The 23,746-nt window shown below is 71.1% G+C and carries 24 protein-coding genes; 16 read left to right on the forward strand and 8 right to left on the reverse strand.

Annotation, left to right across the window (positions count from 1 at the left end):
* Nucleotides 1-95 precede the first annotated feature (95 nt).
* From ABZ312_RS35075 to ABZ312_RS35100, 6 genes are all read left to right on the forward strand, one after another.
* Nucleotides 96-422 (forward strand): WXG100 family type VII secretion target, encoded by a 327-nt coding sequence (locus ABZ312_RS35075; RefSeq protein WP_500325805.1) that lies wholly within the window; start codon nucleotides 96-98, stop codon nucleotides 420-422.
* Nucleotides 423-496: 74 nt separating this feature from the next.
* Nucleotides 497-787: a WXG100 family type VII secretion target gene (locus ABZ312_RS35080; RefSeq protein WP_499514323.1), complete on the forward strand. Its 291-nt coding sequence runs from the start codon at nucleotides 497-499 to the stop codon at nucleotides 785-787.
* A 129-nt stretch (nucleotides 788-916) separates the two neighbouring features.
* Complete coding sequence (gene mycP / locus ABZ312_RS35085) at nucleotides 917-2,173, forward strand: type VII secretion-associated serine protease mycosin (RefSeq protein WP_500439488.1); 1,257 nt, start codon at nucleotides 917-919, stop codon at nucleotides 2,171-2,173.
* Nucleotides 2,174-2,195: 22 nt separating this feature from the next.
* A complete protein-coding gene (locus ABZ312_RS35090; RefSeq protein WP_500325809.1) occupies nucleotides 2,196-2,519 on the forward strand; it encodes a hypothetical protein in 324 nt (107 codons plus the stop codon).
* A gap of 58 nt (nucleotides 2,520-2,577) precedes the next feature.
* Nucleotides 2,578-4,035 (forward strand): hypothetical protein, encoded by a 1,458-nt coding sequence (locus ABZ312_RS35095; RefSeq protein WP_500325811.1) that lies wholly within the window; start codon nucleotides 2,578-2,580, stop codon nucleotides 4,033-4,035.
* 89 nt (nucleotides 4,036-4,124) lie between these two features.
* Nucleotides 4,125-5,492 (forward strand): S8 family serine peptidase, encoded by a 1,368-nt coding sequence (locus ABZ312_RS35100; protein ID WP_500439489.1) that lies wholly within the window; start codon nucleotides 4,125-4,127, stop codon nucleotides 5,490-5,492.
* 90 nt (nucleotides 5,493-5,582) lie between these two features.
* Here ABZ312_RS35100 and ABZ312_RS35105 read toward each other — a convergent pair whose 3' ends face one another.
* From ABZ312_RS35105 to ABZ312_RS35115, 3 genes are all read right to left on the reverse strand, one after another.
* Nucleotides 5,583-6,644: a hypothetical protein gene (locus ABZ312_RS35105; RefSeq protein ID WP_500358284.1), complete on the reverse strand. Its 1,062-nt coding sequence runs from the start codon at nucleotides 6,642-6,644 to the stop codon at nucleotides 5,583-5,585.
* Nucleotides 6,645-6,729: 85 nt separating this feature from the next.
* Nucleotides 6,730-8,970, reverse strand: a complete 2,241-nt coding sequence (locus ABZ312_RS35110; protein ID WP_500439490.1) for a WXG100 family type VII secretion target — start codon at nucleotides 8,968-8,970, stop codon at nucleotides 6,730-6,732.
* 95 nt (nucleotides 8,971-9,065) lie between these two features.
* Complete coding sequence (locus tag ABZ312_RS35115) at nucleotides 9,066-9,503, reverse strand: hypothetical protein (RefSeq protein WP_500325819.1); 438 nt, start codon at nucleotides 9,501-9,503, stop codon at nucleotides 9,066-9,068.
* 324 nt (nucleotides 9,504-9,827) lie between these two features.
* Between ABZ312_RS35115 and ABZ312_RS35120 the strand changes: the two genes are divergently transcribed.
* The 5 genes from ABZ312_RS35120 to ABZ312_RS35140 are packed head-to-tail and all read left to right on the forward strand — an operon-like array spanning nucleotide 9,828 to nucleotide 13,433.
* Nucleotides 9,828-10,178 carry a WXG100 family type VII secretion target gene (locus tag ABZ312_RS35120; RefSeq protein WP_500325820.1) on the forward strand — a complete coding sequence of 117 codons (351 nt, stop codon included), beginning with the start codon at nucleotides 9,828-9,830 and terminating at the stop codon, nucleotides 10,176-10,178.
* The gene (locus ABZ312_RS35125) at nucleotides 10,175-11,608 is read left to right on the forward strand and encodes a putative T7SS-secreted protein (RefSeq protein WP_500358286.1); all 1,434 of its coding nucleotides are present in this window, start codon (nucleotides 10,175-10,177) and stop codon (nucleotides 11,606-11,608) included. The genes ABZ312_RS35120 and ABZ312_RS35125 overlap by 4 nt, the downstream gene beginning before the upstream one ends.
* Entirely contained in the window at nucleotides 11,608-12,288 is a 681-nt protein-coding gene (locus ABZ312_RS35130) for a hypothetical protein (protein ID WP_500358288.1), read from the forward strand. The genes ABZ312_RS35125 and ABZ312_RS35130 overlap by 1 nt, the downstream gene beginning before the upstream one ends.
* 21 nt (nucleotides 12,289-12,309) lie before the next feature.
* A complete protein-coding gene (locus ABZ312_RS35135) occupies nucleotides 12,310-12,936 on the forward strand; it encodes a hypothetical protein (RefSeq protein ID WP_500439491.1) in 627 nt (208 codons plus the stop codon).
* Nucleotides 12,933-13,433, forward strand: a complete 501-nt coding sequence (locus ABZ312_RS35140) for a hypothetical protein (protein ID WP_500325827.1) — start codon at nucleotides 12,933-12,935, stop codon at nucleotides 13,431-13,433. Before ABZ312_RS35135 ends, ABZ312_RS35140 begins: the two co-directional genes overlap by 4 nt.
* On the opposite strand, the gene ABZ312_RS35145 is transcribed toward ABZ312_RS35140, so the two are convergent.
* Nucleotides 13,418-14,113 (reverse strand): alpha/beta fold hydrolase, encoded by a 696-nt coding sequence (locus ABZ312_RS35145; protein ID WP_500439493.1) that lies wholly within the window; start codon nucleotides 14,111-14,113, stop codon nucleotides 13,418-13,420. The two genes, ABZ312_RS35140 and ABZ312_RS35145, sit on opposite strands and share 16 nt — an antisense overlap.
* 17 nt (nucleotides 14,114-14,130) lie before the next feature.
* Entirely contained in the window at nucleotides 14,131-14,535 is a 405-nt protein-coding gene (locus ABZ312_RS35150; protein WP_500439494.1) for an SRPBCC domain-containing protein, read from the reverse strand.
* Between the two features lie 135 nt (nucleotides 14,536-14,670).
* Here ABZ312_RS35150 and ABZ312_RS35155 point away from each other — a divergent pair, with 135 nt between their 5' ends.
* Nucleotides 14,671-15,180 carry a GNAT family N-acetyltransferase gene (locus ABZ312_RS35155; protein WP_500325833.1) on the forward strand — a complete coding sequence of 170 codons (510 nt, stop codon included), beginning with the start codon at nucleotides 14,671-14,673 and terminating at the stop codon, nucleotides 15,178-15,180.
* Between the two features lie 134 nt (nucleotides 15,181-15,314).
* Here ABZ312_RS35155 and ABZ312_RS35160 read toward each other — a convergent pair whose 3' ends face one another.
* Nucleotides 15,315-15,632 carry a hypothetical protein gene (locus ABZ312_RS35160; RefSeq protein WP_500358289.1) on the reverse strand — a complete coding sequence of 106 codons (318 nt, stop codon included), beginning with the start codon at nucleotides 15,630-15,632 and terminating at the stop codon, nucleotides 15,315-15,317.
* A gap of 46 nt (nucleotides 15,633-15,678) precedes the next feature.
* Between ABZ312_RS35160 and ABZ312_RS35165 the strand changes: the two genes are divergently transcribed.
* Nucleotides 15,679-16,059 carry a VOC family protein gene (locus ABZ312_RS35165; RefSeq protein WP_500325836.1) on the forward strand — a complete coding sequence of 127 codons (381 nt, stop codon included), beginning with the start codon at nucleotides 15,679-15,681 and terminating at the stop codon, nucleotides 16,057-16,059.
* A 15-nt stretch (nucleotides 16,060-16,074) separates the two neighbouring features.
* On the opposite strand, the gene ABZ312_RS35170 is transcribed toward ABZ312_RS35165, so the two are convergent.
* Nucleotides 16,075-16,584 (reverse strand): cupin domain-containing protein, encoded by a 510-nt coding sequence (locus ABZ312_RS35170; RefSeq protein WP_500325838.1) that lies wholly within the window; start codon nucleotides 16,582-16,584, stop codon nucleotides 16,075-16,077.
* Nucleotides 16,585-16,819: 235 nt separating this feature from the next.
* Here ABZ312_RS35170 and ABZ312_RS35175 point away from each other — a divergent pair, with 235 nt between their 5' ends.
* Entirely contained in the window at nucleotides 16,820-17,251 is a 432-nt protein-coding gene (locus ABZ312_RS35175; RefSeq protein WP_500325840.1) for a hypothetical protein, read from the forward strand.
* A gap of 77 nt (nucleotides 17,252-17,328) precedes the next feature.
* Here the strand turns inward: ABZ312_RS35175 and eccCa are convergent, their stop codons facing one another.
* Nucleotides 17,329-21,279 (reverse strand): type VII secretion protein EccCa, encoded by a 3,951-nt coding sequence (gene eccCa, locus ABZ312_RS35180; protein WP_500325842.1) that lies wholly within the window; start codon nucleotides 21,277-21,279, stop codon nucleotides 17,329-17,331.
* Between the two features lie 296 nt (nucleotides 21,280-21,575).
* Here eccCa and eccD point away from each other — a divergent pair, with 296 nt between their 5' ends.
* A complete protein-coding gene (gene eccD / locus ABZ312_RS35185) occupies nucleotides 21,576-23,045 on the forward strand; it encodes a type VII secretion integral membrane protein EccD (RefSeq protein WP_500325844.1) in 1,470 nt (489 codons plus the stop codon).
* Nucleotides 23,046-23,235: 190 nt separating this feature from the next.
* Nucleotides 23,236-23,523 carry a 30S ribosomal protein S15 gene (rpsO, locus tag ABZ312_RS35190; RefSeq protein WP_361804583.1) on the forward strand — a complete coding sequence of 96 codons (288 nt, stop codon included), beginning with the start codon at nucleotides 23,236-23,238 and terminating at the stop codon, nucleotides 23,521-23,523.
* The last annotated feature ends 223 nt before the right edge of the window (nucleotides 23,524-23,746 follow it).

The following is a 23,746-nucleotide window of genomic DNA, read 5'->3' on the forward strand; positions in this document are numbered from 1 at the left end:
CGCCTTGTCACTGCTATTGGCTAGAGTTGAAGACCGACCACATCTTCCGATGTGCGACGAATCCGATCTTCTACGTCTCATGGGGGACGCCAGACATGGCTGGACAGCAGTTCACCATGACCGAGGAGGAGATGGTTGCGTTCAGCAACCGCATCTCCACGGTCAACTCCTCGATCCAGGGCGAGATCCGCCGCCTCCAGACCGTGATCGACACGATCACCTCGGGGTGGAAGGGCTCCGCCGCCACGGCGTACAACAACCTGCAGTCGCAGGTGAACGAGGACGCCAACAAGATCAATCAGATCCTGGGCGACATCAAGGAAGCTGTGGACGCGAGCACCAAGAACTACTCCGCCTCCGAGGAGGAGCAGCGCGCGTCCATCCAGAGCATCTCGGCGCAGGGAAGCAACCCGTTCGGATGACCGTCCCCGCGCGGTGACCTGACGCCGCGCCGGCCGGACCAGCCATCCGAATCCAACATCTGAGGAGACATCACATGTCCGGGCAGATCCTGGTCAATTTCCAGACCATCTCCCAGGCCGCGACCGACGTGCGTACGACGGCCAACAACATCAAGCGCCAGCTGGACGACCTCGAGGCCGGCGTGAAGAAGATCGCGACCACGTGGGAGGGCTCCGCGCAGGAGGCCTACCGCACCAAGCAGACCGAGTGGGACCAGCGCGCCGCGTCCATGCACCAGACGCTGGAGGCCATCGCCCGTGCCCTCGACACGGCCGCGCAGAGCTACCAGGCCACCGAGAACAAGAACCGGCAGATCTGGGGCTGATTGCGCGCCTGGCCGCGTGACAGGTGATGAGGGCGGGCGTGTACGGCGACGTACGTGCTCGCCCTCGTCGGCGGTTTGACCACGAACCGCACATAACGGGAGGACGGAACACCAGTGGGATCGCACGCCGTGAGGCGCACCGCCGCCATCGCCGCAGCAGCGGCGCTCGCCGCCTTCGGCCTGCCGGCCGCCGGCGTCGCCTCGGCGTCGTCCGCCGGCGACGTACGCACGGTCCTCGCCGACGACGGCGACGACGGGCGCTTCCAGATCGACGACACCCAGTGCTCGTTCCCGTCCGACGTGATCAAGGGCACGCCCTGGTCGCTCCAGCGCATCGTCCTCGAGCAGCTGTGGAAGGACACCCAGGGCCTCGGGGTGGTCGTCGCCGTCATCGACACCGGCGTCGACAAGAACAACAGGCAGCTCGCCACCGCCGTCAAGTTCGGCGTGGGCAAGGACCTGATCGACCGGGACCGCAAGAACGACGGCACCAAGGACCCGGTCGGCCACGGCACCAAGGTCGCCGGCATCATCGCCGCCCGGCCCTCCAAGGACACCGGCTTCGTCGGCATCGCCCCGCGAGCGTCGATCCTCGCCATCCGCCAGAACGACAACCAGGGCGGCGGCACGGTGAGCACCATGGTCGAGGCGATCAAGTACGCCGCGAACGCCGGTGCCAAGGTCATCAACATCTCGCAGGACACCGCCACGGCGATGCCGCCCGACTCCGCACTGGAGCAGGCCGTCAGGTACGCCCAGGAACGCGACGCGCTGATCGTCGCCTCCGCCGGCAACGACGGCGCGGGGGGGCAGGAGAAGCTGACCTACCCCGCCTCCTACGACGGCGTCCTGGCGGTCGGCGCCTCCGACCGCGACAACGCCCGCGCCAACTTCTCGCAGCCCGGCTCCTTCGTGGGCATCGCCGCCCCCGGCGTCGACATGGTCTCCACCGTCCCCTTCGGCGGCCACTGCATCGACCAGGGCACCAGCTTCTCCGCGCCGTACGTCTCCGGCGTCGCGGCCCTCATCCGGGCCAAGCACCCCGACTGGACCTACCGCCAGGTCATCACCCAGATCGAGCAGACCGCGGACCGCGGCAAGCCGGGCCGCGACGACTTCGTCGGATGGGGCGTCATCGACCCCGTGGCCGCCGTCAACGACGACGCCACCACCCCGAAGGACGCCCCGACGCCGGACCCCGTCGTCAACGCCGGGGCCCACGAGAAGATCGAGGCGGCGACCGTCATCCTCGGCGAGAGCCCCCAGGAACGCACCGAGCGCTACGCCGTCTACACGGTCGGCGGCGCGATCGGCGGTGTCGCGCTGCTGGTGGGCGGTGGCGTGGTGCTGGGCGACTGGCGTCGCAAGCGAGGGATCAATACATGAGTAGGAACGGGGAAGCGACACGATGAGTGACCAGTACAAGGTCGATCTGAGTGAGCTTGAGGACACGATCACCAAGCTCAACGGCGTCATCAGTCAACTGGGCGTGGCCAACGTCTGTGCCAAGAACGACACTTACCTGCCGCCCGGCGCGCTCGGCGCCGGATTCGACGAAGCCGAGAAACTGGCGCGTGCGCACGAGGACATGAAGACGCACATCGAGTCGGTCGTCGCGTACATCCATCGTGTCATGAACGATTTCGGCAGCAAGACGAAGAAGGTGCACGGCCACTATTCGGACGCCGAATACGACGCGCAGAGCGGTATGTCCGGCTCTGGCAAGGGCTGAGGATGGGCGCAGTGAGGGCAGTGAGGAACGTCGTGCCGGTCGCCAAGGGGGTTAACCAATGACTGACACCGAAGGGGCGTACTACGAGTACAACGCCCCCACCCAGTGCTACGTCGGTGAGCACAGCACGGACTTCGCCGGCACCAAGAACATGGACCAGATGAAGGGCATGGTCGCCAACGCCGACCACGTCGAGGTCGAGTCCTGTGCCAAGGGCTGGATGCAGGTCCACGACCAGCTCGTGGTGGGGAGCGGCAGTGCCAAGTCCGTGTTCGACGCGGCCGTCGAGCACATCACCCAGCACTGGGAGGGCGCCGCGGCCGAGGGCTTCAAGGCCCAGGCGAAGGTCATCACCAAGATGATCAGCGACTGCTCGACGTACGCGCGGTACACGTCGCAGGCGATGACCAACGCGGCGTCGATCCTGAAGACGATCAAGCCGCAGGTCGACGCGATGGAGAAGCCGGGCACCCTGTCCAGCTTCGGCGACGCCCTCGGCGACGGGTTCGACCGCAGCGACGCGCAGCTTCACTCCGACCTCGGCAACGGGATGGGCACGCAGTCCGCGCTCGACAAGAACCGCGGCTCGCTGTCGGCGGGCAAGGAAGCACAGCTCGAGATGGCTGTGAAGATGGAGCAACTCGGCGCGGGTTACAACGCGCAGTCCAAGACGATGGGGACGTGGACGAGGAAGCCGCCGCCCGGCGGCGGCGTCGACGACCGCGACGACTACCCCGGAGACCCGGGCGGCGTCGCGCCCGTACCCATGCCGATCCCCTCCGAGGTCGGCAGCCCCCGTCCCAGCGACACCGGCCGCGGCAGGACGGGGGGCACCACCGGCACCCTCACGCCGTCGCGCGAGGTGAAGTCGCCCCGTGAATCGGGCATCACCGGTGGTGTGCAGAAGCCGGTGGCCAGCACCAAGCCGCAGGTGGGTACTGCGATCGACGGCATCGCCGGAGGCACCGCCGGGTCCGGCGGGTACGGCGGCGGGACCGCGGGTGTCGGCGGCGGAGTCGGCGGTGTCGGTGGCGTGGGCGCCGGTGGCTCGGCCGGTGCCGGAGCCGGTGCGGGAGTCCTGGGCGGCCTCGGTGGACGTGGCGGTACGGCGGGCGGCGCAGGTGCAGGTGGTGCCGGACGCGGTGGCGCTGCGGGCCGCGGCGGTATGCCCGGCGCCGGTGGTGCGGGCGCGGGTGCAGGCGGCAGAGGCGGCGCGACCGCCGGGCGGGGCGGCAGCCTCGCCCGCCGTGGCGGCGGCGTCGTCGGTGCCGCCAAGGGCACCGGTTCGGGCACCCGCGGTACGCCGGGCGGCTCGGGCCTGCACAGGAGCCGCGGCGCGGCGGGTGCCGGCAGTGGCGGCAACGCCGGCAGGGGCGCGAACCGCATGATGGGCCGCGGCCAGACCGATCGGACGGAAGAGGAAGAGCGCCGCGAGGGCGAGCGTCCCGACTACCTGGTCGAGGACGAGGAGACCTGGACGCCCGAGCGCAACAACGCTCCCCGGGTCATCGAGTAGTCAGTCGGTGCCCGTCAGCATGTAGAAAGTGTGGGGGTGCGGCACGACGGAGTGTCGCGCTCCCACACTGCCCTGAGAGAGGACTGGAGATGCCCTTCGCACGGACGCTGCGCACAGCAGCCGGCGCAGCTCTCGTGAGTGCACTGATCTTCGCGTCTGCGTCGCCGGCCTCGGCGGACCAGACCAGGCAGGACCAGTGGCCGCTGGAGGCCTTCGACGCGCAGTCGATCTGGAAGGTCTCGCAAGGCAAGGGAGTCACCGTCGCGGTCATCGACGCCGGGGTGAACGCCGACCACGTGGACCTCAAGGGCAACGTGATCAAGGGCAAGGACTTCGTGAACGGGGGGATGTCGGACCAGGACCCCGACGATGATCACGGAACCGGCATGGCCTCGATCATCGCTGCTCACGGCCACGGCGCCGGTGGGGCCGACGGCGTGATGGGACTCGCCCCGAAGGCCAAGATCCTGGACATCAGGGACGACGGCCGCCAAGGCGACGGCTTCGCCTCCTCGATCCGCTACGCCGTGGACCATGGCGCCTCCGTGATCAACATCTCGCAGGAATTCGCCGGTCCCATCGCCGAGGAGGCGGAGACCAAGGCGATCGCCTACGCACTGCAGAAGGACGTCCTCATTGTCGTCGGCGCCGGCAACGACGGCGGTCCGGCGGGCTACCCGGCCGGCTATCCAGGGGTCGTGGCCGTCGGCGGGGTCAAGAACAACGCCGAGATCTGGGAGAACTCGAACTACAGCGAGAAGATCCTCGTCTCTGCGCCTGCCACGTTCATCGTGTCGGCCGGTGGAAAGTCCGACACCACGTACCGATCGGGTACGGGCACGTCCGACTCGACGGCCTTCGTCTCCGCCGCGGCGGCGTTGCTCCGGGCGAAGTTCCCGGACCTGACCGCGGGGCAGATCGTCAACCGCCTGACCAAGACCGCCGGTCTCCCCCCGTCCGCAAAGGGCCTGTCCCTCCCGGACAAGCACTATGGCTACGGCTTCATCCAGCCTCTCGCAGCCCTGACCCAGGACATCCCCGCGGGGCCCGAGTTCGGCCCGCTCGAAGTGCCGGAGTCGCTGCAGGCCGGGCAGAGCGGTGACGGCCAGGGCACCACGGACAACCCCTCCGCCTCCGCCCCCAACGCCATCGGCGGCGGCATGAGCGACGACGAGCAGGCGGCCGCCGACCGCAAGCAGGTCATCGCGCTCAGCGTGATCGGCGTGGTGGGTCTGCTGGTGCTCGCGCTCGTCGTCTTCCTGATCGTGAAGCTGGCGCGCCGCAACAAGGGCAACAACGGTGGCGGCCCGGGCGGGCCCGGAACGCCCTCCGGCTGGGGCGGCAACGGCCAGCCGCAGTACGGGCAGCCGCCGCACCAGCAGCAGTATCCGGGCCAGGGCGGCAATCCGTACCAGCAGCAACCGCAGGGCCCGGGGCAGCAGTGGTCGAACCAGTAGCCGGGGCCTGAAAGCGACCTTTCCCGCAGCAAGCGCGGGGCTGCGCCGTGCCGTCCTTCTCGCTGTCCGCAGAGCGAGCAAGCGGGGCCGTCAGGAGAGCTTCGCGGGGCTGCCGCACCCGTGGCGCGCGGCCGACTGCTCGGCGAAGCGCTGCAGATCGGCCCGCTCGGAGGCGGTGAGCGGCTTCGAGGTGAAGCGCCGGTCGCTCCCGTCGACCGGCGACGCGTGGAAGTAGCCGATGCCCAGGGCCCCCGGGCAGGTGGCCGAGGTCCACACCGACGTGCCGTCGGCTCCCGAGGGCTTGTCGTGCCCCCCGTAGGCGCCGTTCATGACGGCTTGGGAGTTGTCGTTGAAGGGGCCGTACGCGGCGGCCAGCTGCAGGTGGCCCGAGAGCACGCACTCCTCCACCGGCGCTGCCTCCGCGGGTGTCTCGCGTACCTCGGTGGCGGAGGTCAGCCCCTTGCAGGTGCCCTCGGCCTCGGCGGCCGGCACGGTGGTGGCGGACGCCGCCGGGGCCGTCAGCTTGGCCGCGTCACCCGGCTCCGCCGCGCACCCGGTGCTGTCCGCCGCTCGCTGCGCAGTCCCGGTCACGGTGCGGGCCAGGGCGAGGCGCACGTCGTCGGTGACCTCGGTGCCGGACGGGGACGCGGCCGTCACGAGTATCCCGCCGCCTTCGTCGGGCGCCCAGTTCTTGCAGCCGAGCACCACGGACGCGGTCGCTCCGGCGTCCTTGGTGACCATGAAGCCCTGCCAGCCCGCGTCCAAGGGCACGGGGAGCGACTCCTGCTCGTCCTGGAACGTGTAGACGCCGAAGGCATTGAGGGCGCCCGCCGTGGTCTCGACGGATATCTCGACGCCACCGACGTCGCACCGCACGGCGAGGCCCGCGGGCTCCTTCACGTCGTCGGACACGTCGAACTGCCGGCTGCCGACGTCGAAGCCCCCGCCGAACAGGCTCATCCGGGACTTCCCGGCGAGATCCAGCACCGGGTCGACCGGCAGCATCCCGCCGCAGGCCCGGCCTGCCTTCGCGGCCGGGTACTGCAGCTGGAATCCGTAGCATCCCGCGCCCAGGGCGACGAGCGTCACCGCTGAGACGAGCAGCCTGCGCCTGCCGTTCTTCCGGAGCGAAATCCGGTCGTTCCACTTCATGTGCCGTAATCCCTGTCCGCGATGCCTGGGCCGACCGTGTCGGCGGTGTCCGTCGTGGTGGCCGGGCCCCTCCGGGGCCCGGTGGTCAGCCCTGCCCGGTTCCCCTCTTGTCCTGCCCGTAGCCGTCCAGGTTGCTGTCGGCGGAGTGGAAGCCCACCTCGACCTCGTTGGCCAGGATGTTCTGGTAGTCGGCGACGTGGCCCTGTCCCTGGGCCTGCGCGGAGTTCCGGTAGGCGTCCTGGAGGACCGCGGTGGTGGAGTACTTCGCGTCCTCCCAGTCGGTGCCGCTGGAATACACCGCGTTGCCCATGGTGTCCCGTTCGGAACCGCTGACGATCTGGTTGATCAGGTCCCCGGTGACGGTGGTCGCCACGCCGCCGACGCCCGCGCCGACGGCAGGTGTGGCGATGAAGGACGTGCCGACACCGATGCCGGTGCCCACGATCCCGGACGCGTAGCTGCCGGCTCTCCCCATGGCGTCGTTGTAGGCCTTGTCGGCCTCCACGGCGTCGCCGATGTCCGACTCGCGCCGGCCGATCGCGATGCTCCCCTGGACCTCGCCGGAGGACCTGGCGATCTCCCGCAGCGCGGTGTCCGTGGACCCGTCGAACGCTTCGGGGTGCTGCAGGTGGTAGTCGATGAGGTTGGAGGTGTACGCGCTCTCGGCGAGGTTGACCGCCGCGTAGCCGTCCGGGTCCTTTCCGACGGTCATGAGGAAGCGGGAGGTGTCCTGCTCGTTCAGGTGCGCCGCGGTGCCCTCGATCGGGTAGAACTGGTCCCGGTTCCCCGAGCGGTCGTTCGTCAGGGACTGGTGGATGTCCGGCATGTACTCGCCCGCCATCCGGCCGAGGCTGTCCTGCATCCCGTCGTGGGCGAGCTCGGAGTCCTGGGAGACGGAGTGGACGACCTCCTCCATCAGGCGGGCCTGGGCCGCGTTGTGCGCCGGGGTGTCCGCCGAGGGGCTGGCGTCGTACGGGTGCCCCGTGGTCGCGGACTCCAGGGCGTGCCCCAGGTTGTCGTAGCCGCTGGGGTTCTTCGAGTCGCCGGTGAAGCCCGCGCCTTCCGGCCAGTGGCGGTCCTTCATCAGGTAGTCGAGGTGGTCGACCTTTTCGCCGTTGACCTCCGACTCGGAGGAGAGGAACGCGGTGGAGGCCGCCGGGTTGTGGCCCAGGGCGTCCATGAAGCCCGTCATGGGGTCGAGCGCGCCGATGTTCGCCGGTCCCAGGGAACGGGTCATGTTGCCGGTCCAGTAGGCGTCCGGGTTCTGGCCGCCGTTGGTGCCGTTCGTCTCGGCGGTGATGAGGTCGTTTCCGTAGGCCTGGAGGAAGTCCTTGTCCCACTTCCCGTGGCTCATCAGGCTGCTGGTCAGCTGGTAGCCGCTGAGGCCGTAGGGGGTCTCGGTGGGGTTGGCGTTGAAATCGCGGCGGCCGGCCTCGAGCAGGTCGTCCTGGAACTTGGTGATGGCCGGGTCTGGGTGGCCGGCGCGGTCGTCGGAGGTGGTGGCCGTCCCGATGGTGGTGCCCAGGTTCTTCTGGATGTCCTTGAGCCGGGCGAGCTCGCTCTTGGACAGGTGCGTCCCCGCGGGCGGGGTGACGATCTCGTTGTACTTGGCGAGCATGTTCTCGCCGCCGGTCTTCACCGCGAACTCCCGGGAGAACTCGGGGTCGTTCTTGTTCGCCGAGAGCAGCAGGTCGAGCTTGGTGAGCTCGGCGTCGGACAGCCGCCCCTTCTTCGTCATCAGCGCGGCCGCCTGGTCGGCCTCGACGGCGTCGAGGCTGGTGTAGACGCTGGTGTTGAACGACCGGCTGTCGCCGTTGGCGTCGCGCTCCAGGGCGGCGCTCGCGGCCTCGTCGGCGGCGGTCGCCAGTTCGAGCACGCGCGTCAGGCGTGAGGAGAGCGAGTCCAGCTTGTCCTTGCGCTCGGCGGCGAAGCCCGGGGAGGCGGAGGCGGTCGGGCTGTCCCAGCGGGAGTCGACGTCCTTGATCGCCCCGTCCTCGGAGACGTGGAAGCTGTCGGCCCGGGCTTCGTCGAGGAGGGTGTGGAGCTGCTTCTGGTACGCGGCGAACTCGGTGTGGGCGTCCTTGAGCAGCTTGGCGACGCGGCCGGCCTCGGTGGCGGCGTTCTCGTACTCCGTGCGGGCCTTGCCCATGGTGGCGAAGGCCGCGGTCGCGGCGTCGCCCTCCCAGTGGCCTTTGAGGTGGTTGATCACGCGCTGCTCGAACTCGCGCTGGAGGGCCTCGTACTTGGCGGGCAGCGCGCCCCACGAGGCGGCGGCGTCGGACAGCGGCCCGAGGTCGGCCTTGTCGAGGTAGGGGATGGACACCATGTGTGCGTCAGCTCCTGTCCGTCCCTGCGGACGGGTATGGGTGTGCGTTGCGGCCGTGCCACGTGGCCCGGGCGTCCCGGGCCGGAGGGCGGGCCCTAACCGAAGGGGGTGTGGAGCGAGGCCTGGCGGGCCTGCTCCTCCTGCTCGGTGCGGGTGTAGTGGCCGGTGCTGGTGTGGAGCTTGTCGCTGATGTCCTGCAGCATGCTCTTGAGGTTGAGGACCTGGTCGCCCCAGCGGACGTCCATGCTCATGAGGGAGCCCGCGGTGGCCCAGGAGCCCCCGTCGGGCGGACCCGGAGCGGTGTGCTTGTTGAGGCCCGTGACGGCCCCGAGGGTGTCCTCGTCGGCCTGGTTGTCGACGTTCTCGGTGTCACCGCGCAGTTCGACCAGCGCGTTGGCGGCCTCGTCCAGGCGCTGGGTGTCGACCTTCGTCGTCCCGGCGGACGTACCGCCGCCTCCCGGATCCGCGGGAACGGAGTTCAGCCGCATCCGCGTGGCTCCGCCGCCCTGTGAACCGTCGAAGGGAGTGCTCATCCCTTTGTCCCATCCCCGTTGACTGCGATCCCGGCACGTCCGCCGTGCGTGCGGTCCCCTGACTCCGGAACCGCGCCATCGCCTAAGCGAGGACATGCCAATTGCACCCGAACATACCGGATCACGTCCGGGGCGCACCGGGCGCCCTGCATCCCGTGAGGAACCCGCGCACACCGTGCCCGCGTCGGGGCACGTAGAGATCCTGCGGGGAGCACCCGGGAGGGGGTGAAGCGGCACGTGGGGGAGCGGTAGCCTCGGTGGGTCGGCTGAAACCACCGCCCCTGGTGCTGAAGCACGGCGGGCGGTCCACGCGGGGGACACACATTGGGTGACCACTTCAAGGTCGAGGTCCAGGACCTCGACCGGCTGCTGAAGCAGTTGCACGACAGTCAGGACGACATGCGCAAGGCGCTCAACGCGCTGAAGGACGTGGGTCCGAAGAGCACCGGCAGCGAGGCGCTGGACAACGCCTGCGACGAGTTCCACGACAGCTGGGACAACGCCATCGGGAAGATCGCGGACGGCACGCAGCAGATCGAGGAGAAGCTCAAGGCCACCAAGGACAACTACGAGGCCACGGAGCAGGCGATCCGCGACGCCATGACGCAGGGCGCGGCGCCGAAGCCCACGCCCTCCCCGTCCCCCGAGGCGCGGCCCACGGCAGGTGCGCGATGACGGCGGTGGAATACCCCTCCATAGGCTTCGACCCGGCACCGGGGAAGCTGGAGAGCGTCGAGGACCTCACCTCCAAGCTCTCGCGGGCCGCGACGGGCCTGGACAACGCCTACACGACGCTCACCGGGATCACCAAGGGCGGCAAGACCTGGGAGGGCGAGGCCGCGAGCGCCTTCGCCGAGAAGGTCGGCGACCTGCCGCGCTACGTGGGCGACAGCCGGGACGCACTGCGCGAGGCCTCGCTCCAGCTGTCGTCGTGGCGCTCGAAGCTGGCGGAGTACCAGCACAAGGCCCGGGAGTACGAGGCGCAGGCCAAGGCCGCCAAGGAGCGGGAGAAGACCGGGCAGGGCACCTACGACCGCGCGACGGCCGCCTACAACCAGGCGGCCGCGGACCCGGCGCTGCGCCTGGCGGGCCAGTACTACGCGACGCAGAGCGAACTCGCCGACGCCCAGGCGAAGATCGACGCGGCGTCGAACCGGCTGAACCAGGCGGGCAAGGACCTCGACTCCGCGGGGAAGCAGCTGGAGAAGGCGCAGCAGGAGCTCGAGGACATCATCAAGCGGGCCGAGGAGCTGCTGGAGCACCACCAGTCCGACGCCCGGGGCATCGCGGACCGGCTGCGCAAGGCCAACGACAAGGCGCCCGACACGGGGTTCTTCGAAGGACTGGCGGACGCGTTCACCAAGCTGGGGCACAGCATCCAGAACTGGTGCGTCGAGCACGCCGACCTGCTCAAGCAGATCGGTGACTGGCTCAGCATCGCCTCGACGGTGATGGGCGTCCTCTCCCTGCTCACCCTCTGGTGCCCGCCGCTCTCCGGTGCCTTCGCGCTCGCGGGCGGCGCGCTGTCGCTGGGTGCCCTGGCCACGCACGGGGCGGCGAAACTGGGCGGCGCGGACGTCAGCGCGATGGACCTGATCGGTGACGGTCTGGGCGTCATCCCCATCGGCAAGCTGGGGAAGGTCGCGATGAAGGGCGTCAAGATCCCGATGAAGCTCTACAAGGTGAACGGCAGGACCATCGCCTCCATCGAGCACGTGACCAAGATCCGGGCGCTGAAGAACGCCGGCTACACGGTCGAGAAGCTGGAGGGCAAGGTCGGCCTGCTGCGGCGGGAGGCACTGCCGGGCAGCAAGATGGTCAGCGCCGAGGGCTTCGGCAACCGCATGAAGATGGCCTGGGACAACCACGTCCTGGACACCGTCGGATCCTCCGCCAAGGAGAAGGCGCTGAGCTGGGCGGTGGAGAAGTTCGCCCCGCAGAGCGTCAAGAACTCCCTCGGCGCGGCCATCCGGGCCGACGGCACGCTCGACCCCATGTCGTGGTGGGCCAAGGGACCGCAGGTCGCGCAGCAGGCTCCCGGTATCGTGACCGGCGTCTACAACATGTTCAACAATTCGGACACGCCTGCGGCCGGGAGGCTTTGATGAGCACGTCGCTCCACGAGGCGCCGGGCGTGCTCGTCGAGTTCGAGTCCCCGGACGTCTTCCACGAGATCCCGCTGCACCTGCCGCCCGACGCCCTGGACGCGCAGGTGGCCGAACTGGCCGCGCGCATCTGGCCGGGCGGCACCGACTTCCAGCGGGAGGCCACCGCCGCGGTGTACCGCGAGGTCGCCGGGTCGCTGGACGCCGACGGGGTCCTGCACGCGGCCCTCGGCCTGTTCGCCACCGAGGACGACCGGATCAGCACGGCCAACCTGCTCGTGCGCATCGAGGAGGTCGAGCCGGGCGACCCGGGGATCGCGGCGGCGGCGCTGCACGAGATGCTCTCGCTGGAGCCGCACCGGGACGTCCACCAGGTGGACCTGGAGTGCGGTCCCGCCGTGGTGTCGTTCCACGCGACGGAGGTCGACGGCGAACAGATCGCGGCCCCCTTCGCGTTCCTGCACATCGAGCTCTACGTGCCGTCGCCGTTCGGCGGCTACCTCGTCGTCTTCTCGCTCAGCACCCCGAGCCTGGCGGACCTGCCCGTGTACGTCTCGCTGATGTCCGAGATCGGGGGGAGCGTGCACTTCGCACGCGACCGCGGCACTTCCGGCGGCGCCCCCGCAGGCCCACCGGAGCAGCCCGGCGCGGGTGGCGACGTCCGCTCCGTCTTCGGGTGACACAGGACAGGACATGATCCGATGAGTGTCGTTTCGTTCCAGGTACGGCCGCCCTCCGAACAGGAGCGCCGGCAGGCCGGCTTCAAGCTGCAGAAGGTCATCCGTCCCCGGCGGGGCGGCGAGACCGTGTACGTCGGGCACGGTGCTCCCGCCGGCGGCTCCGGGGCCGACGCGAAGCCGCGGTTCGCGATGTACCGGGACCTGGCCGGACGGGAGACGCTCGGCTACGTCGTCCGGCCGGTGGGCGGGCAGTCGTCCGGCGGGCGGCTGTCGGTGCTCGGGCCGGGCGGCGAGGAACTGGGCGAGCTGGGGACCCCGGCGAAGCGGGCGCGGTGGCGGTCGCGCTGGGAGATCAGGCTGCCGGGCGGCCGGGTGCTCGCCGGGCACGGCGGGACGACGACCTCGTGGGTGGTGTTCGTGCTGCTGTCGCCGCTGTGGCTCGTCCTCAACCTGTTCTGGGCGGTCGGCGGCACCGGTGACTCCGCCTGGTCGCTGCCCGTCCGGACGGCCTGGCGGCAGGGGGCCGGTTCGCCGGCGTCGCTGAAGTACTACGGGATGTCCGAGCGGTACAAGGTGCGGACGGACCGGCTGGACGTACGGGTGGCGTACGCGCAGGCCGTGGTCCACCGCTCGCACGGCACCGCGTGACCGCCCCGCCCCTCCTCGCCGCCCCGCGCAGGAACAGGCCCGGGCTGCTCGCGCAGTTCGTCCTGCAGTGGCTCTGGCTGCCGCTGTGGGCCGTCGGCGCGCTCGCCCTGGGCCTGTTCGTCGCGATCGCGTCCGCGGGGGCCAATCCGCCGCTCGCGTGGCTCAACCCGTGGCGCGGCGCCCTCACCTGGCCCCGGTTCCGGCTCGAGTGGGCCGCCGACCCCGCCCGGTGGGACGCGTACGCGACCGAGCGGATCCGCGCCCGGATCGCCGCCGCCGAGAGCCGGCCGGCGGCCCACCGGGCGCGGGACGCCGACGGCGGGGCCGTGCTCGCCGTCACCGTCCCCGCCCGGCTCTTCCGTGGTGCGGGCCCGGACCGCGCCTCCGCCGTCGCCGCCGCGCAGGGCTGGACGGCGGAGGTACGCGGCACGGGGCGGGACCAGTGGAGCCCCGGCGCCCTGCACCTTCGCCGGTCGCTGCCTCAGCCAGGCAGATAGCCCACCAGAAGGTCAGCCAGTCCGCCCGGGTCGGCGAGCGCCACCAGGTGCCCACCCGGCAGGACGTCCGGTTCGACGCCGAGCCGTTCCCGGGCCACCCGCTGCTGGAAGGCGGCGGGGAACAGCCGGTCGTCGCGGCCCACGACGACGCGGGTGGGCACCTGCGGCCAGGCGGGCAGCGGGAAGGGCACGCCGAACGGGGTGTCCGACTGCCGGTTCCCCTGGGCGAGGGCCTCGTCCGCCACGGGCCGCGGAAGGTCGTGGAAGAAGGTGACCAGGGGGTCGAACTCCCCGTCCACCGGACGTCCCTCGGCGAGGTCGAGGGCGCGCCGGGCCTCCGGCTGGCCGGTGGCGGCCCACCAGTCCCCGGCGGTCTCGCCGGGGACCGGGACCATCGCGTTGACCAGGACGAGCAGGACGAGCCGGTCCCCCAGTCGTTCGCAGGCCAGGGGCGCGCTGAAGCCGGCCATCGACTGGGCGACCAGCACCACCGGCGCACGGTCGCCCGCGGCGGCGACGGCCGCGTCGGCGTACTCCTGCAGGCCCGCGGAGTCGTCCGCGGTGGGCAGGTCCACCGCGACCGCGGCGTGGCCGCGGCGGCGCAGCTCCGGCACGAGCAGGTGCCAGTACCAGGTGCCGCCGCCCGCCCCGGGGACCAGGACGAAGGTCGTCTCCGTCACGTCCGTCCGCCCTCCCTTCAGGACTTCGTCAGGACGGAGGTGAAGCTGTCCAGGATGTGGTTGGCCCCGGCCTCGGCCGTGGCGCAGTGCTCCTCGGGGACCCCGGGCTGGTGGTAGACGACCTCGGTCCTGTCCCCGCGGTCGGTGAAGGTGGCGTCCATGACGACCTCGGGTGCGCCGGGGACGTCCATCGTCCACACCAGGCGCTTGTGCACCTCCACCTCGCGGTACACCCCGCTCAGCGGCATCTCGCCCTGCGGCGTGGTGATGGTGGCGCGCCAGGCGCCGCCCGGGCGGATGTCGCTGGCGACGGTGGGCAGCGGGGCGCCGAACCACTGGGCGAAGTACTCCGGCTCGGTCCACACCTTCCACACCTTGGCGAGCGGGGCGTCGAAGACCCGGGTAATGGTGATGTCGTTCATGATGCTGCCTTCCTGGTCGGGCCGGGCCACTGCGGAACGGCTCCGGGAGGTAGGACCGGCCGGGCCGGCGGAACTCATCGGTGGCGGTGTCCGACCCGTGTGGTGTGATCGGCAGGAGCGACGAGGGAGCGGAACATGGCAGCGCAGGTACGGATCGAGCCGTGGGCGGAGGGTGACCTCGACCTGCTGCGCCGGGCGAACGCGCCGGGGATGATGCGCCACCTCGGCGGCCCCGAGACCGAGGAGCAACTGCTCGTCCGGCACGAGCGGTACCTGGCGAGCGGCGGCGAGGGCGGTGGCGGGATGTTCAGCATCGTGCTGCTGCCCGAGAGGGTCCCGGCCGGGAGCATCGGCTACTGGGAGAAGTCCTGGCGCGGCGGGACGGTGTACGAGACCGGCTGGGGCGTCCTGCCCGAGTTCCAGGGGCGCGGGGTCGCCGCGGCCGCCGGGGCGGCCGTCATCGCCCGGGCGGCGGCCGAGAAGGGCCCGCGCTTCCTGCACGCCTTCCCCAAGGTCGACAACCACCCCTCGAACGCGATCTGCCGCAAGCTCGGCTTCACGCTGGTGGAGGAGTGCGACTTCGAGTACCCGCCGGGGCACCCCATCCGCTGCAACGACTGGCGCCTGGAGCTGTACGTCCCGTGACGCCGGCCGCGGTCACCACAGGTCGCCGTCGCGCCCGTCGCAGATGAGCGGGCAGGACAGGTCGAGCGGGGCGGGCCCGGGCAGCACGAGCACGCAACCGTCGTCCCCGGGGGTGCGGACGACACCGTCCGGCGTCAGTGCCGCGGTGGGGCCGCGCCAGGGCCGCCAGCCGCGCGCGGCGCAGAAGGCGCCGGCTCCGTCGGCGGCGGCCGGCGCCCCAGGCCGTGGGCGCCGCGCACCAGCCGTTCCAGGGCGTCCAGCAGCGCGGCGGCGTGCCCGGCGAGGCCGCTGTCCTCCCACACCACCGCGTGCATGCCGCCGAGGGCGTGCTCCCCGTCGGAGCCGGACAGGTCGCCCTCGAAGGCGGTGTCCGGCAGCGAGCGCGCCGCGCCGAGCACGGCGGCGTCCAGGTCGGCGGTGCGGGCGACGGGTGACGCGGGCCATGTCCCCATCCGGGCAGGCCCGTCCGGGTCCGGCGCCGGCTGCCACAATCGACGCATGCTGACCCTCGGGACGATCGTGCTCGGAGTGACGGACGTGCGGCGCGCCGCGGCCTTCTGGGGCGCCGCCCTCGGCTACGTGCCCCGCGACGGCGAGGTGCGGGCGGAGGACGACTGGGCGGTGCTGGTGCCCGCCGCGGGAGCGGCGGGACCCGGGATCGCGCTCGGCACCAGCGACACCCCGGTCCAGGAGCACCCCCGGGTCCACCTGGACCTGTACGCGGACGACGCCGCCGGACAGGCTGCGGAGGTGGAGCGACTGGTCGCCCTGGGCGCCGGGCGGGTCGACTGGGACCTCTACCCCCCGGACCCGGACTTCGTCGTGCTGGCCGACCCCGAGGGCAACCGGTTCTGCGTCATCGACAAGAGCGTCGGCTGACCGCCGCCCCCTATGTCACAGCGGTTCCGGCCCGACCTGCGGCGGGTCCACGAAGAAGCTGTCGTGGCGGAGCAGGAACTCCCGGAACGCCGTGCCCCCGCGCTGCGCCATCTCACCGGCCCGCTCGAAGTACTCCTCCCGGGGCGCGCCGGGCGCGAAGAGCAGCAGCATCGACGCGGGTTCGTCGGAGTCGTTCTGGAAGGCGTGCAGTCCTCCCGGCGGCACGTGGAGGAAGTCCCCGGGACGGGCGGTGATCCAGCGCTCCCCGTCGAAGAGCTGCACCGCCCCGGAGAGGACGAAGAAGGACTCGGAGATCGAGCGGTGGAAGTGGGTGCTGGGGCCGGGGGAGCCCGGGCCCATGTCGATCCGGTACAGGCCGAAGCCGCCGTCCGTCGACGTGTGCGTGGCGAGGTAGTGGGTGCGGTTGCCCGACGGCGCGACCACGTCCGCGGCGGTGTCGGCGGAGCGGAACAGTGCGCTGATCTCGCCCTGTTCTCCGAGGTAACGGGGCTCGGGGTAGGACATGATCGCTCGTCGCCTCCTTCGGCATCGTTCAGACAGACCGTGCCACATCTGATCGAGGAACTCCGATCAGCGCTCCGGGAAGGACGTCCGAAAGGTTGACGAAGCGTGTCGGTGCCGCTCGGCCCGCGCACCCGCGACGGTGCCCGCGACCGCTGACCGTGGTTGCGGCGTCCCCCTGGTGGCACGATGGCATGAGCACACCCGTCACCACACTCTCGACCGGGGGAACGGACCGATGAGCAAGGAGATCAGCGACGCGGACCTGATGGACGTCGCGGACGACCCCGCACAGGCCCGCCGACTGCACAAGGCGCTCAGGACGCTCGCCGACAACCCCACCGTGGACGGCACGCTCAAGGAGACGGCGCGGGAGGTGCTCTCCGGTCGCCTCGGCATGCGCGAGGCACTGGCCTCCAGCGCCTACCTCGGTGCGATCGGCGACCGCCTGGCCGAGCTGAAGCGGGCCGACGAACGGCTGACGCCCGAGGAGCGGGCCGCGCAGGAGGAGCGCGCCCGGCGCTGGTTCGAGCAGCAGGCCGAGGAGGAAGCCGGGGAAGCCGGGGACGACCGGGAGGACGAGGCGTCCGGCGGCCACCGCCCGGCCGCCGTCCGGCGCGACCCCCGGGACGTCCCGCCCGCCTACCGGCCACCGGCCCCGCGGGACTGAACGCGGACACGCGAGCGGGGGCGGGCCGTCCGGCCCGCCCCCACTCGCGTGTCCCGGCGCCGCGCGCCGGAACGGGCTCAGCTCTCCGGCAGGAAGCCGGTCTGGATGAGCTGGTTGCCGCGGCGCCGCGTGATGAACTGCGCACGGCCCGGGGGCAGCCTGGACGCCTTGACGTTGCCGAAGACCGGCCCCTCGCCCGGGTCGCCGGAGAGCAGCACACCGGTCGCGCCCAGCTCCTTGACGCGGGTCAGGAACGGCTCGAAGGACGACCGAGACGCCCCCGAGGTGCTGCGCGACAGCACGATGCGCAGACCCAGGTCACGGGCGAACGGCAGGTACTCCATCAGCACCTGCATCGGGTTGCCCATCGAGGTGGCGACCAGGTCGTAGTCGTCCACGAAGACCCAGGCGTCCGGCTCGCTGTACCAGCTGCGGTTGCGCAGTTGCTCGGGCGTGACGTCCTGGCCGGGCATCCGGCGGCTCATGGAACCGGCCAGCGACTCCATGACCTCCTGCAGCTGCGGACCGGAGGCGCAGTACTTGTACACATGGCTCTCCGGGACCTGGCCGAGCAGCGCCCGGCGGAAGTCGGAGACCACGAACAGCGCCTTGCCGGACTCGTAGCGCTCGCTGACCTGCTTGGCGATCAGCCGCAGCAGCGAGGACTTGCCGGACTCGCTCTCGCCGTAGATGACGAACAGCGGGTCGGTCTCGAAGTCCACGAACACCGGCGACAGGGTGAGTTCGTCCACGCCGATCGCGATGCCGCGGTCGGAGAAGTCGCCGCCCTTGGGCAGCTCGGTCGACGGCAGCATCGTCGGCAGCATCCGCACCTTCGGCGCGGTGGGACCCGACCAGTTGGCGTTGACCGTGGCCACGAACTGCGCCATGCCCTCGGAGAGGTCCTCCACGTTCGAGGAGGCGTCGACGCGGGGCAGCGCCGCCAGGTAGTCCAGCTTCTCCGGGGACAGACCGCGGCCCGGCTTGCCGACCGGCACGTTCTCGGCGCGCCTGCGGTCGAACTCGGACTCCATCGGGTCGCCGAGCCGCAGCTCCAGCCGGCTGAGGACCTGGTCGCGCAGTGCGGGCCGGATCTCGGTGTAGCGGGTGGCGGTGATGACCAGGTGGATGCCGAAGCCCAGACCGCGGGTGGCGATGTCGTTGATGACCGGGTCGAGCATCTCGTAGTCGGTCTTGAAGGTGCTCCAGCCGTCGATGACGAGGAACACGTCGCCCCAGGGCTGGTCGGGGAAGTGCCCCGAGGCCCGGCGGGAGCGGAAGGTGTTCATCGAGTCGATGACGTTGGTGCGGAAGAACTCCTCGCGGGCGTTGAGGATGCCGTGCACCTCGGCCACCGTACGGCGGACCTTCTCCGCGTCAAGGCGCGAGGCCACCCCGCCGACGTGCGCCAGCCCGTCCAGGGCGAGCATGCCGCCGCCGCCGAAGTCCAGTGCGTAGAACTGCACTTCCTTCGGGGTGTGCGTGAGCGCGAACGACGCGATCAGGGTGCGCACCAGCGTCGACTTGCCGGACTGCGGGCCGCCGACGACCAGCGCGTGACCGCCGGAGCTCGACAGGTCCGCGTACATGACGTCACGGCGCTGCTCGAAGGGCTTGTCGACCAGGCCGACCGGCACCTGGAGCTTGCCGGTGGCGGTGTAGCCGTCCGCGTGCAGACCCCGCTCGGCGCTCACCGTCAGCGGCGGCAGCACCTGGTCGACGCTGAACGGCTCGTCCAGCGGCGGCAGCCACACCTGGTGGGCGGGCGGCCCCTGGCCCTCCAGCCGGCCGACGATGACGTCGAGCACGGTGTCGGCCAGCGCGTCGTCCACCTGCCCGGCGCGCGGTTGCGGCTCCGGCTCGGTGACGATGCGCACGGGCACGGGCGAGGCGGTGAACAGCACGGGGGAGCGGTCGATGCGTGCCCCGCTGGCCGTCCGCGTGCCCGGCGCCCGGTAGGTGCCGGACACGTACGCGGCCTTGAACTGCACCATCGTGTCGGTGCCGTACTTCAGGATGCCCGCGCCGGGGACGTTGGGCAGGTGGTACGCGTCGGGCACGCCGATCGCGGTGCGCGACTCGGCGGCGGAGAAGGTCCGCAGACCGATGCGGTACGACAGGAAGGTGTCCAGGCCGCGCAGCTTGCCCTCCTCCAGGCGCTGCGAGGCCAGCAGCATGTGCACACCCAGCGAACGGCCGATGCGGCCGATCTGGATGAACATCTCGATGAAGTCCGGCTTGGCGGCGAGCAGCTCGGAGAACTCGTCGATGATCAGGATCAGCGAGGGCAGCGGGTCGAGCGCCGCGCCCGCCGCGCGGGCCTTCTCGTAGTCCGTGATGTTGGCGTAGTTGCCGGACTGCCGCAGCAGTTCCTGGCGGCGGGTCAGCTCACCGGTGATGGAGTCGCGCATGCGGTCCACCAGGGTGAGCTCGTCGGCCAGGTTGGTGATGACCGCCGACACGTGCGGCATCGTGCCCATGCCGGTGAAGGTCGCGCCGCCCTTGAAGTCGGCGAGCACGAAGTTGAGGGTCTCCGAGGAGTGCGTCACGGCCAGTCCCAGTACCAGCGTGCGCAGCAGCTCGGACTTGCCGGAACCGGTGGCGCCGACGCACAGGCCGTGCGGGCCCATGCCCTCCTGCGATGCCTCCTTGACGTCCAGCATGACCGGCTCGCCGGTCTCGCCCAGGCCGATCGGCACCCGCAGCCGCTCATGGAGGGTCCGCGGCCGCCAGGTCCGCGCGACGTCCACCGACGAGGCGTCGCCGATCCCCATCAGGTCGGTGAAGTCCAGGTTCGCCAGCAGCGGTTCGTCGGCGTCGGCGGCGCCCAGCCGCAGCGGCGCGAGCTGCCGCGCCAGCGACTCGGCCTGTACGGGGGACAGCACGTCGGGGACGCCGGTGAAGGTGCCGGCCCCGGCCTCCAGGTACAGCTGGTCGCGCCACACCTGGATGGACAGCGAGCCACGCGCCTCGTCCAGCTCGCCGGGGACGACCTCCAGGATCGTGACGCCCTGCAGGCCCTCGGCGGAGGCGATCACGGAGTCCGCCGGCACGCCGCCGCCGTCCAGCACGATCACCACGTGCGGCTGGTCCAGCACCGTCTGGCCCTCGCGGTTGAAGCGCGGCCTGCCGTCCAGCTCGTCCGCCAGCAGCTCCTCGACCTCACCCAGGTCGCCGCATATCAGACGGCGCGAGCCCGCGCCGTCGTGCTCCTTGTGCTGTGCGTGCGGCAGCCACTTGACCCACTCCCACTCCGACTGCGCGCCGGGCGCCGCCACGACGGCGACGACCAGGTCCTCCGGCGAGTGCAGGGAGCACAGCTGGCCCACGATGGAGCGGGTCTGCCCGTAGACGGTGTCGGGGTCACCGGAGACCGTCACGTGGTAGAAGGAGCGCAGGCCGACGGCCAGCGGCAGGTTGTCCAGCGAACCGTGCGCCGCGATGAACTGCTGCATCGAGTGCGCGGTCAGCGGTTCCAGCTCGTCCACCGGGGCGGTCTCCGGCGCCACCAGCGGAGTCGACAGCTGCTGGGGCCCCAGGCCCACCCGCACCTGCGCGAAGTCGGGGTCGGTGAGCCGGCGTTCCCACACCCGCGAGCCCTCGGCGACCAGCGCCCACAGCTGTTCGGGCGCGGGGTGCAGGTAATACTGTGCGTCGCGCTGCTTGCGGGCGGTCTTGCGCACCCCGCGGCGTATCTGCGCCAGGTACTTCAGGTAGTCCCGGCGGGCCTCCGCCATCTGCCCCGACGGTCCCTTGCGGGAGCGCACGATCTGGGCCACCACCATCGCCACGGTGGAGCCCATCATGAGCACGCCCATGACCTTCATGAATCCGCCGGAGGTCCCCGACCCCGTCGGCAGGAAGAAGAACGCCGCCGACGAACCCATGCCGAGCATCGGCAGCAGGTTCATCAACAGGCCCTGGTCCTCGCCGCGTGGCAGTTCGGGCGGGGCTTCGAGCCGTACCTCCTCATTCGGCACCTCCGGCGGGTAAACCCGCGGCGGGCGCTTGATGACGACCACGCTCACCGATGCACCAGTCCTTCACGCGAATCGCAGTTTCGGGCCGCCCCCGTGGCGACGGTCCCCCGTATGACACGTCCCGGTCGCGCTCCGCCCCCGCACGGGGCGGGCATTGGACCACAGGCAGGTGGCGATCCTACTGGGCATGACAGTCACAGGGCACTGGGACGGGTGAGGGACAAGGGACTTGGGGTACCCGGTAGGGTGACGGATCGCGAAGCGCGGAACGGGGGTCCGACCCTGGACGGCCGCGTGGACCCGACCTCTACCCATCCATCACCGGACGAGGGGGACCACTCCAGGTGAGCACGATCTCAGCGACGGGATTCTGCAGAGTCACGGTGGCGGCGCCGAACAGCCGGATCGATGTGGCACTTCCGGAGGACGTACCGCTCTCCGACATCCATCCCGAGATACTGCGCCTGTCGGGCCAGACGCCCGACGAAGCCGCCCCCACCGGTTACAACTTGGTCCGCCGTGACGGGCGTGTCCTCGACGACACCCTGTCCCTGGCCGAACAGCGCGTCCACGACGGCGAGTTGCTGCTGCTGCGTCCGTTCGCGGACTCGCTGCCGCCCGCCGTGTTCGACGACGTCGTCGATGCCGTCGCCGCCGCGGTCCAGACCGACCGCCGCAGCTGGAACGACGGCCTCATGCGCGGCGTGGGCCTGACCGCGGGCGTCATCCTGCTCGCCCTCATGGCCTTCGTGCTCTGGTTCTCCGAGCCGGTCAAGCACGACATGCACGGCCTGCCCGGCATCCTCGCCGGCGCCGCGGGCCTGGTGCTGGTGGCGCTCGCCTCGGTGCGCGCCCGCGTGTACGACGACCGGCACTCCGCCGTCGCCCTCGGCCTCGCCTCCCTGCCGCTGCTGCTCGTCGCCGGCTCCGGGGTCATGGGCGTCGGCAAGACCGAGGGACCCGGCCGGCTGCACTTCCTCATCGGCTGCGTCGTGGTGCTCATCGCCGCCGTGCTCCTCGTGCTGATGCTGCCGCAGGGCGACGCGCCGTTCGTCGCGGCCTCCTTCACGGCCGGCGTCGGCACCGTGGCCACCTTCGTGGCGATCCTCACGGACGCCGCGCCGCGCGAGGCGGCCGCCGTCACCGCCGTCGTCATGATCGCCGTCATCGGCTTCCTGCCCGGCTGGTCCGCCCGCTTCGCCCGGCTGCCCATCGGTTTCCGCTCGCCCGACCAGGTCCAGGCCCGGCACCGCGGCGACGGCGACCGGCAGGGCGAGGAGGAGCCGGTCGACTTCGACCGGATCACCAACCAGGCCCGTCGCGGCCACGAGCTGCTGCTGGGGCTGGTCGGCGGCTGCGCGGCCGCGATCGTCGGCTCCGCCGGCGTCGTGCTCGGCTTCTCCGACAGCGCCTGGGCGCAGCTGCTCGCCCTCGCGATGGGCCTGGCGACACTGATGCGCGCCCGGCTGTTCCGCTACACCTCGCAGGTCGTGACGCTGATGGTGGCCGGTGTGATCACCATCGGGCTGCTGATCATCGGTCTCGCCCTCAACCTGCCGACCGACGTCCTCACCGACCTGCTGCGCGGCAACCACTCCTCGCTCGACATCCGCACCGTGTGGCTGTCCGCCGCGGTGGCCCTGGGCGCCACCCTCCTGGTCGCGATCGCCCTCATCGTCCCGAGCAAGGGCGTCACCCCCTTCTGGGGCCGGATGCTCGACCTCGCCGAGGCGACCGTGCTGCTCTCGCTGATCCCGCTCGCCCTCGCGGTCCTCGACCTGTACGCCGAGGCCCGCGGCATGACCAGCGGCTGAGCCGGGACGCCCGCGAGCCGCCCGCAGCACCGCCACCCCGGCCCCGGACATCGCACCGGGCCCGGGGTGGTACTCTGTGTAACCGATGCGTCCGCCCATGCGCGGCGCGTCATGCCTTCCGAGTCATCGCAGCTTCTCCTGTGACGCAGACCAGGGGCGCTCGGAGGCACCGACACCACAAGGAGACCGTATGTCGCTCGACGTCGCGACGAAGAAGCAGATCATCGCCGAGTTCGGCACCAAGGAGGGCGACACCGGCTCCCCCGAGGTCCAGGTCGCGCTGCTCTCGCGCCGCATCTCGGACCTGACCGAGCACCTCAAGACCCACAAGCACGACCACCACTCCCGTCGTGGTCTGCTGATCCTGGTCGGCCAGCGCCGCCGCCTGCTGCAGTACCTGGCCAAGAAGGACATCCAGCGCTTCCGTGCGCTCGTCGAGCGCCTCGGCATCCGCCGTGGCGCGGCCGGCGCCCGCTGAGACGCCGTAAAGGGAGCGGTTCCCGTCCGGGAGCCGCTCCCTTGGCGTACGTACGGGACCGCGCTGGGCGCGAGACCGGGACCGAAGCTTTGTAGTCTGGTCCCATACACAACGCCATAGAGCATGCGGAGGGAGCGTCCTCCTAAACGCCACCAGAGCCGGTCCTCGGTAGTGGCCCCCGGGCAGCACGTACGTCCCGGTGGCTTCGATCGAAGACCGGCCC

This window comes from Streptomyces sp. NPDC006207, from assembly GCF_040613835.1.
Lineage (GTDB): Bacteria > Actinomycetota > Actinomycetes > Streptomycetales > Streptomycetaceae > Actinacidiphila.